The sequence below is a fragment of the Pseudomonas sp. GW460-12-10-14-TSB1 genome, assembly GCF_017349775.1.
In the GTDB taxonomy this organism is placed as follows: Bacteria; Pseudomonadota; Gammaproteobacteria; order Pseudomonadales; family Pseudomonadaceae; genus Aquipseudomonas; species Aquipseudomonas piscium.
Genome location: NZ_JACNAC010000038.1, coordinates 26842 through 43185, shown reverse-complemented (window position 1 = coordinate 43185; position 16344 = coordinate 26842). Strand labels below are relative to the sequence as shown.

At 60.9% G+C, this 16344-nt stretch carries 13 protein-coding genes and 4 tRNA genes; 9 read left to right on the top strand and 8 right to left on the bottom strand.

Features of this window, described 5'->3' with window-relative positions; genetic code table 11:
* Window positions 1-9 precede the first annotated feature (9 nt).
* Together J4D52_RS20620 and thiO are read left to right on the top strand one after the other, a co-directional pair.
* On the top strand, window positions 10-411 hold the full coding sequence (locus J4D52_RS20620; protein ID WP_097305151.1) for a type IV pilin protein: 402 nt from the start codon (window positions 10-12) through the stop codon (window positions 409-411).
* A 54-nt stretch (window positions 412-465) separates the two neighbouring features.
* On the top strand, window positions 466-1566 hold the full coding sequence (thiO, locus tag J4D52_RS20615) for a glycine oxidase ThiO (RefSeq protein WP_102677083.1): 1101 nt from the start codon (window positions 466-468) through the stop codon (window positions 1564-1566).
* Here the strand turns inward: thiO and J4D52_RS20610 are convergent.
* The 3 genes from J4D52_RS20610 to J4D52_RS20600 form a co-directional block, all read right to left on the bottom strand.
* Window positions 1563-2891, bottom strand: a complete 1329-nt coding sequence (locus J4D52_RS20610) for a sigma-54 dependent transcriptional regulator (protein ID WP_102677082.1) — start codon at window positions 2889-2891, stop codon at window positions 1563-1565. The genes thiO and J4D52_RS20610 overlap by 4 nt on opposite strands.
* 274 nt (window positions 2892-3165) lie before the next feature.
* A complete protein-coding gene (locus J4D52_RS20605; protein ID WP_007924721.1) occupies window positions 3166-3399 on the bottom strand; it encodes a PP0621 family protein in 234 nt (77 codons plus the stop codon).
* A 134-nt stretch (window positions 3400-3533) separates the two neighbouring features.
* On the bottom strand, window positions 3534-4556 hold the full coding sequence (locus J4D52_RS20600; RefSeq protein ID WP_007924720.1) for an outer membrane protein assembly factor BamD: 1023 nt from the start codon (window positions 4554-4556) through the stop codon (window positions 3534-3536).
* A gap of 152 nt (window positions 4557-4708) precedes the next feature.
* On the opposite strand from J4D52_RS20600, the gene rluD reads away from it, so the two are divergent.
* The 7 genes from rluD (at window position 4709) to J4D52_RS20565 (ending at window position 9806) form a co-directional block, all read left to right on the top strand.
* Window positions 4709-5671 (top strand): 23S rRNA pseudouridine(1911/1915/1917) synthase RluD, encoded by a 963-nt coding sequence (gene rluD / locus J4D52_RS20595; protein WP_025807530.1) that lies wholly within the window; start codon window positions 4709-4711, stop codon window positions 5669-5671.
* Window positions 5668-6393: a peptidoglycan editing factor PgeF gene (pgeF, locus tag J4D52_RS20590; protein WP_102677081.1), complete on the top strand. Its 726-nt coding sequence runs from the start codon at window positions 5668-5670 to the stop codon at window positions 6391-6393. The genes rluD and pgeF overlap by 4 nt, the downstream gene beginning before the upstream one ends.
* A 130-nt stretch (window positions 6394-6523) precedes the next feature.
* Complete coding sequence (gene clpB / locus J4D52_RS20585; protein ID WP_102677080.1) at window positions 6524-9088, top strand: ATP-dependent chaperone ClpB; 2565 nt, start codon at window positions 6524-6526, stop codon at window positions 9086-9088.
* 305 nt (window positions 9089-9393) lie between these two features.
* A tRNA-Asn gene (locus J4D52_RS20580) sits at window positions 9394-9469 on the top strand.
* A gap of 9 nt (window positions 9470-9478) precedes the next feature.
* A tRNA-Pro gene (locus J4D52_RS20575) sits at window positions 9479-9555 on the top strand.
* A gap of 5 nt (window positions 9556-9560) precedes the next feature.
* A tRNA-Lys gene (locus tag J4D52_RS20570) sits at window positions 9561-9636 on the top strand.
* Between the two features lie 93 nt (window positions 9637-9729).
* Window positions 9730-9806, top strand: a tRNA-Pro gene (locus tag J4D52_RS20565).
* 345 nt (window positions 9807-10151) lie between these two features.
* On the opposite strand, the gene J4D52_RS20560 is transcribed toward J4D52_RS20565, so the two are convergent.
* From J4D52_RS20560 to J4D52_RS20540, 5 genes are all read right to left on the bottom strand, one after another.
* Window positions 10152-12644, bottom strand: a complete 2493-nt coding sequence (locus tag J4D52_RS20560) for a fimbria/pilus outer membrane usher protein (protein ID WP_102677079.1) — start codon at window positions 12642-12644, stop codon at window positions 10152-10154.
* A 112-nt stretch (window positions 12645-12756) separates the two neighbouring features.
* Window positions 12757-13488: a molecular chaperone gene (locus J4D52_RS20555; RefSeq protein WP_102677078.1), complete on the bottom strand. Its 732-nt coding sequence runs from the start codon at window positions 13486-13488 to the stop codon at window positions 12757-12759.
* A gap of 50 nt (window positions 13489-13538) precedes the next feature.
* Window positions 13539-14132 carry a fimbrial protein gene (locus J4D52_RS20550; RefSeq protein WP_025807523.1) on the bottom strand — a complete coding sequence of 198 codons (594 nt, stop codon included), beginning with the start codon at window positions 14130-14132 and terminating at the stop codon, window positions 13539-13541.
* A gap of 652 nt (window positions 14133-14784) precedes the next feature.
* The gene (locus J4D52_RS20545) at window positions 14785-16083 is read right to left on the bottom strand and encodes an NAD(P)/FAD-dependent oxidoreductase (protein ID WP_102677077.1); all 1299 of its coding nucleotides are present in this window, start codon (window positions 16081-16083) and stop codon (window positions 14785-14787) included.
* A gap of 60 nt (window positions 16084-16143) precedes the next feature.
* Window positions 16144-16317, bottom strand: a complete 174-nt coding sequence (locus J4D52_RS20540; protein WP_009050926.1) for a DUF3094 family protein — start codon at window positions 16315-16317, stop codon at window positions 16144-16146.
* Between the last annotated feature and the right edge of the window lie 27 nt (window positions 16318-16344).

The window sequence follows — 16344 nt, the reverse complement described above, 5'->3', positions numbered from 1 at the left end:
GAGTGAGGCATGCGTAGATCCAACCAAGGTTTTACCCTGATCGAAATCATGATCGTGATTGCGATCATCGGGCTCGTCGTCACCCTGAGCCTTCCCAGCATCACCGAGTACGTGAAGAAAACCCACCGCACGCAGATTGCCGGCCTGCTGTCGGAACAGGCGCAGAGCCTCGAGCGCTTTCATTCCAAGGGCGGTGTCTACAGCAACGCTCCGGGTCTCAGCGCCGGCAACGATGACTACAGCATCACACCAGTCCTGGCCGACCAGAGCTTCACCCTGACCGCGACGCCGAAAAGCGAGAGCATGATGGCCGGCGACAAGTGCGGCGAGTTCACCCTCAGTCACACCGGTGCCATGGGCAACAACAATCTGGCCGACGGGGTGACCAGCAAAGACTGCTGGGGACGCTGAGCAACCTTCTCGGGTGCGGGTGGCGCCCGGTGTTTTTATTTCCTGGACTGGACTATGGCAAAGCAACAGCAAGTGGTGATTGTCGGCGGTGGAGTGATCGGCCTGCTGACCGCGTTCAACCTGGCGTCCGCCGGGCAGCAGGTGGTGCTGCTCGAGCGCTCGAATGTCGGCCAGGAATCCTCCTGGGCCGGCGGCGGGATCGTCTCGCCGCTGTACCCGTGGCGCTACAGCCCGGCGGTCACGGCGCTGGCGCATTGGTCGCAGGATTTTTATCCACAGCTGGCCGAGCGCCTGTTTGCCACGACCGGTGTCGATCCTGAAGTACATACCACCGGCCTGTATTGGCTGGACCTCGACGACGAAGCCGAAGCGCTGGCCTGGGCCCAGCGCGAACAGCGGCCATTGAGCGCTGTGGATATCTCGGCGGCCCATGACGCGGTGCCGGTGCTGGGCGGCGGTTTTTCGCGGGCGATCTACATGGCCGATGTGGCCAACGTGCGTAATCCGCGCCTGGTCAAATCGCTGAAGGCCGCCCTGGCGGCCCTGCCGGCGGTGACCATTCACGAGCAGTGCGAAGTCAGCGGGTTTATCCGCGAAGGGGAGCGGGTCCTCGGGGTGCAGACCTCCCTGGGCGAAATCCGTGGCGATCAGGTGGTGCTGGCGGCAGGGGCCTGGAGCGGCGAATTGCTCAAGAGCCTCGGTCTGGTGTTGCCGGTGGAGCCGGTCAAAGGCCAGATGATCCTCTACAAGTGCGCCTCGGACTTTCTGTCCTGCATGGTCCTGGCCAAGGGACGTTATGCGATTCCCCGGCGCGACGGCCACATCCTGATCGGCAGCACCCTGGAGCACGAAGGCTTCGACAAGACCCCGACCTCCTCGGCCCTGGAAAGCCTGAAGGCGTCGGCCATCGAACTGATCCCGGCGCTGGCGCAGGCCGAGGTGGTGGGGCACTGGGCGGGGCTGCGTCCGGGCTCGCCCGAGGGCATTCCTTATATCGGCCCGGTGCCGGGGCTGGCGGGGTTGTGGTTGAACTGCGGGCATTACCGCAACGGTCTGGTCCTGGCGCCGGCGTCCTGCCAATTGTTTGCCAACCTGATGCTAGGCCAGGAGCCGATCATCGATCCGGCGCCTTATGCGCCTGGCGGACGGATCTAATCCAGGCCGAGTTTCTTCAGCCTGTAGCGCATCGAACGAAACGACAGACTCAAACGCTGGGCCGCCGCCGTGCGGTTCCAGCGGGTGTGCTCCAGGGCCTGGAGGATCAGCCGGCGCTCGATTTCTTGCAGATGGTCTTCAAGGTCGATCACCTGGGCCGGGTCGGGCGCGATGGCTGGGTGGGTGCTATTTGGTGTCATGCGCAGATCCTGCACGTCGATCTTCCGGCTCGCGCACAGGGTGTGCGCCCGTTCGAGCAGGTTCTCCAGTTCGCGCACGTTGCCGGGAAAGTCGTAACCCTGGAGTGCCAGCAGCGCGCTTGGCTGAAGCCGTGCCAGCGGTTGGCCGTCGCCCTGCGCCAGGCGTTCGAGGATGGCTGTGGCCAAGGGCTCGATATCGTCCTTGCGTGCCCGTAGCGGTGGCACCGGCAGTTCGATCACGTTCAGGCGGTAGTAGAGGTCCTGGCGAAAGCGCCCGGCATGCACTTCCGCCTGCAATGCCTTGTGGGTGGCGCAGAGAATGCGCGCATCGACCTGGACTTCCTGCTGCCCGCCGACACAGCGCACGGCCTTCTCCTGGAGCGCACGGAGCAATTTGACCTGCATCGCCAGCGGCAGATCGGCCACCTCATCGAGAAACAGGGTGCCGCCGTGTGCCGCCTGGAACAGGCCGGGCTTGTCTTCGATGGCACCGCTGAAGCTGCCTTTGCGATGGCCGAAAAACTCGCTCTCCATCAGTTCCGGCGGAATGGCCCCGCAGTTGACCGGCACGAAGGCGCGGTTGGCCCGTGGCCCCTGGTCGTGGATGGCACGGGCGACCAATTCCTTGCCGCTGCCGGACTCACCGCTGATATAGACCGAGGCCTGACTCTGGGCCAGCTTGCCGATCTGCTCGCGCAGTTTGTGCATGGCGGCCGAATCGCCGAGCAAGGGGCCGGTAGCAGGGGGCGCTGGTGTCGATCCGGGCAGGGCGCTGTTCAGCAGTTCGCGCAAGCGGGCCAGGACCACGGGTTTGCTCAGGAAGTCGATGGCACCGGCCTTCAGGGCCTGGACCGCGGTTTCCTGGCGGGCGCAGGTGCTGAGTATCGCCAACGGCATTCGCAGCCGACGGTGCTGGATATGCTCGAGTAATTCCAGCCCAGTGCCGTCGGGCAGATGCAGGTCGCTCAGGCACAGGTCGAAGCCTTCCCGGGCCAGCCAGTGACGCGCTTCGCCCAGGGTGCGGGCGCTGCGGGTATGGCGTTGCATCCGGCCAAGGCTGATTTCCAGATATTCGCGAACGCCTGGATCGTCATCGACGATCAGGACTTTTTGCCGTGGGCTCATGCCGCTTACTGCTTCATCCGTGAGCGAAAGAGGTGCGAGAGCACCCGCCATCCTGGCGTGTCCTGAAGTCTAGGCAGGCTTGAAGCTGTTCGCCCCGCTCAAGGCCGGGCTGTTTGGCCGGGTTCAGGACGATGTGCAGGGTGATATGCCCGGTTTGCCGAGGGTTGCCGGCCGGATGCGAGGCGAGGGTGGGGTGGTGGCTTTTTTGTAGCGAATTATTCAGCAGTGCAAACAACGCGCTTTCGACGTTATATGCACTGCTGCCTGTTGAGGCTCAGCGGTCGCGGGAGATCGGGCCTTGTTCCAAGTGGGCCTGGCTGCAATACCACTGCTGTTCGAGGCTCAGGGCCCGGTCACGGGGCAGGTGCACGCCGCAGTGGGCACAGCGCACCATGGGCGTGGTGCTGGGTTCGCGGGGCGCAGCGGTGCCGGAGGCGGGCTGCTTGAATTTGCGCCAGAGCCATACCGCAGCGGCAATCAGGGCGATCCAGAACAGTAAACGAAGCATGGTAGCCAGCTATGTGAGTGAGGAACCGGCAGTTTAGCCAAGCTCATGCCGGGCGCACAGTGTAATCAGCGCTGAAATCCGCGGACAAAAAAAGGGAGACTCGAAAGTCTCCCTTTTTGGTAACCGCGGCGGTGTCAGTCGAACACGCCGAAGGTCATGTAGCTGAACCACGAACGGTCGCTGTTGTTGCCTTCGGCTTCGTGCTGTTCTTCTTCGACAGCGTCGCCATTGGCGTCTTTAGGCTTGAGCTCGGCCGGAATCGCATCCTTGGCGTCCTGGTATTGCTTCATCACATCCTGGTTGGCGCGGGTTTCTCCCGGCGGCAGCGGCGGGCGGGACTCGATCAGGCCCAGGGTGGCCTTGCTCAGCCAGGAGCGGTTGTCCGCCTCGGCGACCCGTGGCACGAACTGGCCGTCGACCAGAGTCGGGTGATCGGGGTAGTTGAGTTTCAGGGTTTCCAGGCTGGTGGCGGCCAGTTCGTCCAGGTGCAGACGCTGGTAAGCCTCGGTCATCACCGCCAGGCCATCGGCCACCGACGGGGTTTCCTGGAAGTTTTCCACCACGTAACGGCCACGGTTGGCGGCGGCTACATAGGCCTGACGGGTCAGGTAGTAGTCGGCCACGTGGATTTCGTAGGAGGCCAGCAGGTTGCGCAGGTAGATCATGCGCTGCTTGGCGTCCGGCGCGTAGCGGCTGTTCGGGAAGCGGCTGGTGAGCTGGGCGAACTCGTTGTAGGAGTCGCGGGCGGCACCCGGGTCACGCTTGGTCATGTCCAGCGGCAGGAAGCGCGCCAGCAGGCCGACGTCCTGGTCGAAGGAGGTCAGGCCCTTGAGGTAGTAGGCGTAGTCCACGTTCGGGTGTTGTGGATGCAGACGGATGAAACGCTCGGCGGCGGACTTGGCAGCTTCCGGCTCGGCGTTCTTGTAGTTGGCATAGATCAGTTCGAGCTGTGCCTGATCCGCGTAGCGGCCGAACGGATAACGCGACTCCAGGGCCTTGAGCTTGGCTGTGGCGCTGGTATAGCTGTTGTTGTCCAGGTCGGTCTGCGCCTGCTGGTACAGCTCGACCTCGCTCAGGTTTTCGTCAACGACTTCCTTCGATGAGCAAGCAGCGGTCAGTGCGAGGATGGCGATCAGCAGCAGGTGTTTCACTTGCATGGCGGCTTGCGTCCCTATGACGGCCGCTGTCTTGGGCGGGGCCGTCCTGTTATGATGAGCGCCCCGTTGAAAAAGCCTCGGGGCAAAAGACGCCGTATTTAACCACAAGCGCGCAGCCGAAACCAAAGGCTGTGCCGACGCCTAGTCTGAGCATGTCCGATAAAATTGAACTTCGCGCAGAGGTGCCGTCCGAACTGGGCGGCCAACGCCTCGATCAAGTCGCCGCCCAATTATTCGCTGAGCACTCGCGCTCGCGCCTTTCCGCCTGGATCAAAGACGGCCGCCTGACTGTGGATGGAGCGGTTATCCGCCCGCGAGACATCGTCCATGGCGGCGCGGTTCTTGAGCTGACCGCCGAGCAGGAAGCTCAGGGAGAATGGATCGCTCAGGACATCGAGCTGGATATCGTCTATGAAGACGACGATATCCTGGTCATCAACAAGCCCGCCGGCCTGGTGGTCCACCCCGCCGCCGGTCACGCCGATGGCACGCTGCTCAATGCCCTGCTGCACCATGTCCCGGACATCATCAACGTGCCGCGTGCCGGCATCGTCCACCGCCTGGACAAGGACACCACCGGTCTGATGGTGGTGGCCAAGACCATCCAGGCGCAGACCCAGCTGGTTGCCCAGTTGCAGAGCCGCAGCGTCAGCCGCATCTATGAATGCATCGTGATCGGCGTGGTCACCGCCGGTGGCAAGATCAATGCGCCGATCGGCCGGCATGGCCAGCAGCGCCAGCGCATGGCCGTGATGGAAGGTGGCAAGCAGGCCGTCAGCCATTACCGCGTGCTCGAGCGTTTCCGTTCCCACACCCATGTGCGGGTCAAGCTGGAAACCGGCCGTACCCACCAGATTCGCGTGCACATGGCGCACATCAACTTCCCGTTGGTCGGCGATCCGGCCTACGGCGGTCGCTTCCGCATTCCGCCGGCGGCGAACCCGACCATGGTCGAATCCCTGAAGCACTTCCCGCGTCAGGCGCTGCATGCGCGTTTCCTGGAGCTGGATCATCCGACCACCGGCGAACGCATGAGCTGGGAGTCGCCGCTACCGGAAGATTTCGTCTGGCTGCTGACCCTGCTCAAACAGGATCGCGAGGCTTTTGTCGGATGAGTGACTGGCTGATTCCTGACTGGCCCGCGCCGGCCGGGGTCAAAGCCTGTGTCACCACCCGTGCGGGCGGCGTCAGCCTGGCGCCGTTCGACAGCCTCAACCTGGGCGATCATGTCGACGACGATCCGCAGGCGGTGGCCGAAAACCGCCGTCGCCTGACCGATCGTTTCTCCATGCAGCCAGCCTGGTTGAAGCAGGTCCATGGCATTGATGTGGTCGAGGCGGATCCGTCCGTCGTTGCCACCGCCGATGCCTGCTGGACGGCGACGCCGGGCATCGCCTGTAGCGCCATGACCGCCGATTGCCTGCCGGCGCTGTTCTGCGACCGCGCCGGTACCCGTGTGGCAGCGGCCCATGCCGGCTGGCGCGGGTTGGCGGCCGGAGTGCTGGAGGCAACGCTCGATAACCTGAAGGTTGCGCCTGAGGATGTGCTGGTCTGGCTGGGGCCGGCCATTGGTCCGCAAGCCTTCGAGGTCGGGCCGGAAGTTCGTGACGCGTTCGTCCGGCACCTACCGCAAACCGAGCAGGCCTTTGTGCCGAGCCAGAATCCCGGCAAGCTCATGGCTGACATCTATGCACTGGCCCGCCTGCGCCTGGCGTCATGCGGCGTCACGGCCGTGTATGGCGGTGGTTTCTGCACTGTGAGCGATCCACGTTTCTATTCCTACCGCCGCAGCCCGCGTACCGGGCGCTTCGCTTCCCTGATCTGGCTGGAACGCTAGACTCTTCTGACCTGTGTCAAGCTCGACAGGCTTGAATCTTCCAGAATCGACCGCATCTACAGGGGTATCTGGCAGGTTTCTCTATTTAGGTGTGTCCATCGCTCCGACCTGCTCAAAAGGAAGGTGACTAATGCGTATAGACCGATTAACCAGCAAGCTGCAGCTGGCATTATCCGATTCTCAATCCCTGGCGGTCGGCCTCGATCATCCGGCTATCGAGCCTGCACACTTGATGCAGGCCCTGCTCGAGCAGCAGGGTGGTTCGATCAAGCCACTGCTGATGCAAGTGGGCTTCGACGTGAACAGCCTGCGCAAGGAGTTGAGCAAAGAGCTCGACCACTTGCCAAAAATCCAGAACCCCACCGGCGACGTGAATATGTCGCAGGATCTGGCGCGCCTGCTGAACCAGGCCGATCGCCTGGCGCAACAGAAAGGCGACCAGTTCATCTCCAGCGAACTGGTGCTGCTGGCGGCCATGGACGAAAACAGCAAGCTCGGCAAATTGCTGCTGGGCCAGGGTGTCAGCAAAAAAGCGCTGGAAAACGCCATCAATAACCTGCGTGGCGGCGAGGCGGTGAATGACGCCAACGTCGAGGAGTCGCGCCAGGCCCTGGATAAATACACCGTCGACCTGACCAAGCGCGCCGAAGAGGGCAAGCTCGACCCGGTGATCGGCCGTGACGACGAAATCCGTCGGACCATCCAGGTGCTGCAACGTCGGACCAAGAACAACCCGGTGCTGATCGGTGAGCCTGGCGTGGGTAAAACCGCGATTGCCGAAGGCCTGGCCCAGCGCATCATCAATGGCGAAGTGCCGGACGGCCTGAAAGGCAAGCGCCTGCTGTCCCTGGATATGGGCGCGCTGATCGCTGGCGCCAAGTACCGCGGCGAGTTCGAAGAACGCCTGAAGTCCCTGCTCAACGAGCTGTCCAAGCAGGAAGGGCAGATCATTCTGTTTATCGACGAACTGCACACCATGGTCGGCGCCGGCAAGGGCGAAGGATCGATGGATGCGGGCAATATGCTCAAGCCGGCCCTGGCCCGGGGCGAGCTGCATTGCGTCGGCGCCACCACGCTCAACGAGTACCGCCAATATATAGAGAAGGACGCGGCCCTCGAGCGGCGCTTCCAGAAAGTCCTGGTGGATGAGCCGAGCGAAGAAGACACCATCGCCATCCTGCGTGGCCTGAAAGAGCGTTATGAGGTGCACCACAAGGTGGCGATCACCGACGGCGCGATCATTGCCGCGGCCAAGCTCAGCCATCGCTACATTACCGACCGGCAGTTGCCGGACAAGGCGATCGACCTGATCGACGAAGCCGCCAGCCGTATCCGCATGGAGATCGACTCCAAGCCGGAAGTGCTGGACCGTCTGGAGCGGCGCCTGATTCAACTGAAGGTTGAATCCCAGGCCCTGAAGAAGGAAGACGACGAAGCGGCGATCAAGCGCCTGGAGAAACTCCAGGAAGAGATCACCCGCCTGGAGCGCGAATACGCCGATCTGGAAGAAGTCTGGGCCTCGGAGAAAGCCGAAGTGCAGGGTTCGGCGCAGATTCAGCAGAAAATCGAGCAGTCCCGTCAGGAACTGGAGGCTGCGCGCCGCAAAGGTGACCTGAACCGCATGGCCGAGTTGCAGTACGGGGTGATCCCGGACCTGGAACGCAGCCTGCAGATGGTCGACCAGCATGGCCAAAGCGAAAACCAGCTGTTGCGCAGCAAGGTGACCGAAGAGGAAATCGCCGAAGTCGTGTCCAAGTGGACCGGTATTCCAGTGTCGAAGATGCTCGAAGGCGAGCGCGACAAACTGCTGAAAATGGAAAGCCTGCTGCACCAGCGTGTTATCGGCCAGAACGAAGCCGTGGTGGCGGTGGCCAACGCTGTGCGGCGTTCCCGCGCCGGGTTATCCGATCCGAACCGGCCAAGTGGCTCGTTCATGTTCCTCGGCCCGACCGGTGTGGGTAAAACCGAGCTGTGCAAGGCGCTGGCCGAATTCCTTTTCGATACCGAAGAGGCGATGGTGCGCATCGATATGTCCGAATTCATGGAAAAGCATTCCGTGGCTCGGTTGATTGGTGCGCCGCCAGGCTACGTCGGCTACGAGGAGGGCGGTTACCTGACCGAGGCGGTGCGGCGCAAGCCTTATTCGGTGATCCTGCTGGACGAGGTCGAGAAGGCCCATCCAGACGTGTTCAACATCCTGCTGCAGGTGCTGGAAGACGGCCGCCTGACGGACAGCCACGGGCGTACCGTGGATTTCCGTAATACGGTGATCGTCATGACCTCCAACCTGGGCTCGGCGCAGATCCAGGAGTTGGTGGGGGATCGCGAAGCCCAGCGGGCGGCGGTGATGGATGCGGTGTCGACCCATTTCCGTCCGGAGTTCATCAACCGGATCGACGAAGTGGTGATCTTCGAGCCATTGGCCCGGGATCAGATCGCCGGCATCACCGAGATCCAACTGGGTCGCCTGCGCGGTCGCCTGGCGGAGCGTGAGCTCAAGCTGGAGCTGAGTGGCGAGGCCTTGGACAAACTGATTGCCGTGGGTTACGACCCGGTCTATGGCGCGCGTCCGCTCAAACGAGCGATCCAGCGCTGGATCGAGAACCCATTGGCGCAGTTGATTCTGTCTGGCAGTTTCCTGCCGGGGGCCACTGTGACGGCCAAGGTGGAGAACGACGAAATCGTCTTCGCCTGAGCCGGATAGGGCATCGTTATGAAGGAGGCCTCGCATTGCGAGGCCTTTTTTTGCATAGGGCGTTGAACTGTAAGGCAAAGGCTTGTAAAGTGCGCCCCGCAGTACGTCACCCCAAGGCTTTTTCCTCCCTGAGGAAAAAACTGAAATAAGTTGCAAATCATTGTCTTGAAAGCAATTTAGGGGGTTGACAGAGGTTTTTAAGATTGTAGAATAGCGCGCCTCAGAGACACGAACGTAGCGATACGGACAGGGTCAACGAGGAGGCTTCTAGAAATAAAAGCCTGTTGTAAATTGAAATGTTCAGTTCCGTGATAGCTCAGTCGGTAGAGCAAATGACTGTTAATCATTGGGTCCCAGGTTCGAGTCCTGGTCACGGAGCCAATTTCAAGCCGGGGTATAGCGCAGTCCGGTAGCGCGCCTGCTTTGGGAGCAGGATGTCAGGAGTTCGAATCCCCTTACCCCGACCATATTTGGGTCGTTAGCTCAGTTGGTAGAGCAGTTGGCTTTTAACCAATTGGTCGTAGGTTCGAATCCCACACGACCCACCATTTTTGAAACCAGTTCGCTGGAATCGAATCTTAAGATCAGACGCCAAAAGCTCTGTTCGCAGAAGGCGCCTTTAAAAGGTGCCTTTTTTTTACCGGGGTATAGCGCAGTCCGGTAGCGCGCCTGCTTTGGGAGCAGGATGTCAGGAGTTCGAATCCCCTTACCCCGACCATATTGAAAATCCTCGTATCGAAAGATACGGGGATTTTTTTTGCCCGGAATTTGGTGTTGGTTGTGTCTTTCGCGCGGTGCAAAAAAAATGCCCCGATCATTCGGGGCATTTTTGTTTGGGGAGATTAGGGTTGCTCCCTTGTCGTTCAGTAGGTCTCCCTTGGTGCCCCTTGTTTCGCCGCTGTACGCTGCCTGGCGGGCATATTCGATATAGATGAGGTGAGTAGGGGGGATGTACTGGCTGGGAGCGCTGGCTTGGCCAGGCTCATACCAATAAGCGCAATGTGGGAGTGATCAGATTATATCTCTGTGGCCAGCCCCTCGTTGCGAGGGGCGTCTACGGTGCTCACAAAGCCCGGCAAAGACCATCCACGCGTTCGTATGCCAATTCCTTGTTGGCCGCCGGTAGGGTGTAGTCCACTGTGCAGGAGCCCTCGGCCCAGCGAATCTCCAGCCGGCCCTTGTCGGCAACGCCGAAGACCAGCAGGCGCGACAGGTTGTCGACCATGCCCAGGGGCTTGCCTTGCTCGTCGTAGCCTTGGGCACCGAAGGGGATGGTGCTGCCTTGCTCCGCGCGCAGTACGAACTGCAGGCGGCGACCGGTCTGTGCGGCGTAAGTTGTTTTGACGATAGCGCCACGGGTCGGCACCAGCACCTTGGAGGTTTCGTTAATCTCGGTATCGGTCCCCAGGGTCTGGGTGTCCAGGTTCACCCAGTTGTAGCGATAAGGCTGCATATAGGGCACCACCGCGTAACCCTTGCCATTGGTGCGTACGCCGTTCCAGCCGGATACCCCGACGCCGTTGACGTCCGGAACTTCCAGCAGACCGAAGGTCTCGCCAAGCGGCTGGCCGAGGGTAACGCCGCCGCTGTGTACCAGCAGCGAGCCAGAAGCACCCAGGTCGATATGCTTGTCATCGCGACCCTGGCTGTAGCCACCACGCAGCTTGGCGACGGGGGTATCCCAGTCCAGGCCGGCGCCGGCTGTGCTGCCGTTTCTTTTGCTGTGGCCGGCCTGTGCCGAGTAGCTGAGGGTGGCCTGGTCGTCCAGGTAGCCGGACACGTTCGACTGCAGCGAGGAGTCGCCCTTGCTCGAGCTGATGGCGTTGCTGGAGAGGCGGTGAGAACTACCTCTCCCTCCCAGCGGCAGGCTGATGCTGGCGGTAAGTTGTGTATCCGAACCACCGTTCATGGGATCGCTCTGGGTGCGTGACACCGCCAGGTTGTAGCTGACGCTGTTGATGCTGCTGCCATAACCAAATTGCCAGTTGCGCGTGCGGCCCTGCTGATTCCAGTAGCTGGTTTCATCCATGCTGAGATACAGCGACCCTCGTTGCGACAGGGTCTGGTTCACGCGCAGGTTGATTCGACTCTTTTGTGCGCTGAAGCCGGCACGCTCCTGATACATGAGGTCGTCCACATGCTGGCTGAAGCTGCGAAAACCTTCGGTGGAATAGCGGTAGCCGGCCATGGTGAAAGTGGTATCGGTGGCGTTCAGCGTCTTGGAGTACAGGAAGCGCGCACTGTGCCCCTTGTTTGTCCTGCCGTTCAGGGTCTTCGATTCACTGCTGGTCACGTCGAAGGAAATGCCGCCGATGCCGGAGTTCACGCCCGCGCCAAGGTTGACGGCGCGATAGTCTTGCGCGAGCAACGCGCCACCATAACCGGTGAGGTTATCCGTTACGCCGTAGACCGCCGTGCCCTGGGTGAACGATGGTGACGGTTGGTCGTTGGAGCGATATTCACCGGCAGTGAAGGCGTAGCGAAGGTTGCCGCGGCGGGTCATGACCGGCTGGTAGGCATAGGACTGCTGGTATTCACGGACACGGCCGTCTGCTTCGATGATCTTGATCTGCAGGTCGCCGTTGGAACCGCTGGGATAGATGTCGGTGAACTCGAAGGCGCCAGGCGGCACCGACGCGGAATAGATTACGTAGCCGTTTTGCCGTACTTCGACGGTGGCATTGGTTTCAGCGATGCCGCGGATCACAGGTGCGTAGCCGACCTCGTTGTCAGGCAGCATGCCGAGGTCCGAAGCGATCTGTGCGCCGCGAAAACGCACGCTGTCGAAGATCTCGCCGGGGGTGTACAGCTCACCCAGGGAAAGCTTGCCCTTGACGCTTCGAACGTCGCGTTCCAGATAGGTGCGGTTGCTCTTGAACTCGCTTTTTGTACCGGTGCCGCCGGTCAGGGCGGATTCGTTGCGAAAGCGCCAGCCAGCGATATTGAAGCCGTTGCGCAGGTTCAGGTTGTGGTAGTCGCTCTTCGTTCCCTGGTTGGTGTTGCGGTTGAAGTTGGCCTGATAGTCGCTGTAGAAGGCGGTGATGCCCTCGTCCCAGACCGACGGGTCGACATAACCACGGGAATAGCGCTGGACGTAGGCCTGCGGGATGCTGACCTGCAATGCCAGGTTGGTGACGTCGAAGTCCACCGCGGCACCGGCGATCTGGGCGCTGACGTCGAATGGCAGCTCCTCCTTGGCGTCAGCGGCGATAAGCCCGTCCTGCTGGGCTTTGCCCGCGTTGAGCCCGAGCTCTTTGAGCAGCCCGAGCGAGAGGACGGGTTTGGCCTGCCCGGATGCGTCGGCGCTGAAGGTGATCTCCTGGCGCTTGATCAGCACGTTGTTCAGGTAGAGGTCAACGCTGTAGGTGCCTGGCGGAACGGAACTGCCTTTCTCAAAATATTTGAGGTCCACCGGAGCACCCTCCATTTTCACAAAGGAGTTGTTGAACTCGACCTCTGCGGCAGACAGTTTCGAGGTCAGTCCCACTGCCACGAGGCAGGTCGCGCACGCCCGTCGGGCGATCCTGAAACTGAGCTCTCTCTGAAAAATGGGCATGCGAAATCCTTTCGATCATGCATCGGAGGGCCGAGGCACTGACCTGAGTAAAAAGTCGGATAGGTAAAGCTTTGCGCGCTGGCGAGCGGCGCGAATGACGGCTGTGCTTTCGTTAGTTGGAAAGCTTGCTGGTGATTCGGTCCAGCCCGCCGTAATCGTTGATGCTGTCGAATTCCACTGTTGCGGCTCTGGAACTCACGCTAGGCGAACCTTTGATCGCGACTACGCGTGTTGCTCCTGGTGCGAGCATTTCTGCGGCAGCGGTATAGGTGCCAGCGTCCTTGCCAGTGCGCAACTTCACGGCGCTACCGGAAAAAGACACGTGGTACGCGGAAGGGTTGTTCACTGAAAGCGCGGTTTTGCCGCCTTGTTCCACCAGCCTCCATTGCAGGCTCTTGGCTGCATTGGCCGCGGTGTCCGGCAGGTTAGCCGGGCGGTAGAACAGTTTTACGCGCTGGCGTATGGCGATTTGCAGGCTGTTCTGGTCCTTGGCTTTTTGCGGAATCTCCTGCACGGCGAGCCAGAACACGGACTCCTTATCGGTCGGCAGCCCCTGGCCTTGATAGAGGATGCGCAGGATCTGCTGCTTGCTGCCTCCAAGGCGAACGAGGGGAGGGGTAATGGCGAACGGTACGTCGGTCGCGGGCCCGCTGCTGTCTGGCTCGACCCAGGACTGGACCATGATGTCGTTCGAGCCCTGGTTCCTGACGACGACGGATGTTTCCTTGGCTGGCGCAGCAAAGACGACGCGTGTGCCATCCAGCGTAATGCCGGCACTGGCCATTGACGCACAGAGCGTCATGGCACTGGCGAGTGCAAGACGTGTCAATAGTGAGGTTTTCATAGCGGCTCCAGGTCGGAGGGAGGGGCGCGGGCCCCTCCCTTTGGCGCGGGTTACTCGTAGGACAAGGTAAACGGCAGGGTGCCGTTTGCAGGGCCAGCTTTGATCGGAGCGCCGTTTGCCACATAACCTGCACGCAGGTTCAGATTGGCGGTGTACGTGGTTTTGCCTTCTGCGGTGGCTGGCACCAGCGCGCCATCGATGGTTTCGTTCGCGCCGAGGTTCACCAGCTTGTTGCTGCTGTTGTAAAGGCCGATACCCACACCTTCTGCGCCACCGGTGACTTTCAGCAGCGAGACGTTCCCGCTGTCGACGCCGGAGCCGCTGCTCGGGTCGAATTGCAGCTTGACGGATTTCAGACCCTCTGCGGTGCCGCCGCAATCCAGGTTCAGGTTGATGCTCTTACCGCCGACGATGCCACCTGCGGCAGCGCCGGTGAGCGAGTCGCTGCTGACCTTGCCGAGGCTGACATCGATGTTCTGGTTGCCCTTGTCACCACCAACGTTGGTGCCGGCACCGCCAGCGATTGTGCAGGAGGCGGCGACGATATCGCCGGTGAAGTTGATGGTGCCGTCTGCCGCGAGAGCGGAAGTGCTGACTGCGCCAGCGATAGCCATGGAGACGATGCTTTTGAGAAGTTTGGACATTTCATGTACCTGCTAAAGTTGGAGGTGCAATCTTGCGTCTTCACTTCAGTCGCTACAATAAGACCATTCTTAAACTATTGCGTAGTCTATGATTTTGAATGGTCGCTAATAATTTGTTGATTGATAGGATTTCAATAAGAAGATTCTTAAAAAGTTGTAGGGCAACGAAACTTTGGAGAGGCTATCTGTCTGGCCTGACAAGCAGGAGGGCGACTGGTATTGCCTTCGATCGTTGTGGGGGGGAGCCAAGAAGGCAGACCCATTGGACTGAGGGCGAGTTCGGAGGAGGATTAAGCTAACTGTCGATACAACTAGGTGGCGCGCGAATGTTGCCTTGGGTACTTTGTTGGATCAACTATCTATATGTTGCTTTAAAAGGCGCTGCTGGAAGCGGGGATATGCATTGTTTGCGCTAGAGGGAGTAACTTCTGAGTGCTAAAAATAAGACCGGACAAGTCTTTTAACCCAGCGGATAGATTGGCTGTGTACTGTTCAGAAAAGTCGGATATCAACTAAGGAAAGTTTCTTTTTTCTTCGATCTCTAGCAACTCCCCTGTTGCTCCCGAGTGGGGCAATGGCCTGAGTCAGCATTGAACCGGACGCAAAAAAAATGCCCCGATCGCTCGGGGCATTCCTGTCTTGAACGACTGACTCAGTGCAGCTTGAGTCGTGGCTCGGTACCGCGGCCGATCCGGCTGCCGAGCATCAGCATGGCGGTGCGGAACGGGCCGTAGAGCGCCGTCTGGTGCATGCGGTACAGCGACACATAGAACATCCGCGCCAGCCAGCCTTCGAGCATCACGCTGCCGGTCAGGTTGCCCATCAGGTTGCCCACGGCGGAAAAACGCGACAGCGAGATCAGCGAACCGTAGTCGGTGTATTTGTACTCCGGCAGGGCCTTGCCTTCGATGCGCAGTTTCAGCGACTTGGTCAGCAGCGATGCCTGCTGGTGAGCCGCCTGGGCCCGCGGTGGAACGTTGCGATCGGTGCCTGGTTGCGGGCAGGCGGCGCAGTCGCCAAAGGCGAAGATATTCTCGTCGCGGGTGCTCTGCAGGGTCGGCAAGACTTGCAGCTGGTTGATGCGGTTGGTTTCCAGGCCGTCGATATCCTTGAGGAAACCCGGTGCGCGAATCCCGGCAGCCCAGACTTTCAGGCTAGCGGCAATCACCTGGCCATCGGCGGTGATCAGGCTGTCGGCGGTCACTTCGCTGACCGCGGCATTGGTCATCACCTTGACCCCGAGTTTTTCCAGGGTCTTGTGTACCGGCCCACCAATCCGCTCCGGCAGGGCTGGCAGTACCCGTGGCCCGGCCTCGATCAGGGTGATGTGCATGTTTTCCGGCTTGATCCGGTCCAGGCCGTAAGCCGCCAGCTCATGGGCGGCGTTGTGCAGCTCGGCGGCCAGTTCGACGCCCGTGGCGCCGGCACCGACGATAGCCACGCTGATCTGCTCGACCACATCGGTCTGCCCGGCGTGGGCGCGCAGGTAGTGGTTGAGCAGCTGTTGATGGAAGCGTTCGGCCTGCTTGCGCGTGTCGAGGAACAGGCAGTGCTGGGCGGCGCCCTGGGTGCCGAAGTCGTTGGTGGTGCTGCCCACGGCGATCACCAGGGTGTCGTACCCCAGCTCGCGGGCCGGCAGCAGCTCCAGGCCGTTTTCGTCGTAGGTGGCGGCCAGCTGGATTTTCTTCTGCTGACGATCAAGCCCGCTCATGCGGCCCAGCTGGAACTCGAAGTGGTTCCATTTGGCTTGGGCGACATAGTTGAGTTCGTCTTCGGAAGAGTTCAGCGAACCGGCGGCCACTTCATGCAGCAAGGGCTTCCAGATGTGGGTCAGGTTCGCGTCGACCAGCATCACACTGGCGGTACCGCGCTTGCCCAGAGTCTTACCCAGACGGGTAGCCAACTCCAGACCGCCGGCGCCGCCGCCAACGATGACAATACGATGAGTCATGGGGATATCTCGCAAGGCTAAAAGAAATCGGTACGGTTACCCGAGCGAGCGCGATGCAGCTCATAGCGTCAGGTAACTGATAAGTCGGCTCAGCAAGCCCAGGCCAATGGTGATGGTCACGACTATCACGAGGAGCATCCACGGCCGGAAGGGCCGGCGCTCGACTCGGTGCTGGGCCAGTTGCAGGTATTCTTCGACATGGCGTTGGTCGTCGGGGTTCAGGCGGCTGGTCATAAAAAGCCTCGTCAGCTAGACGTTGCG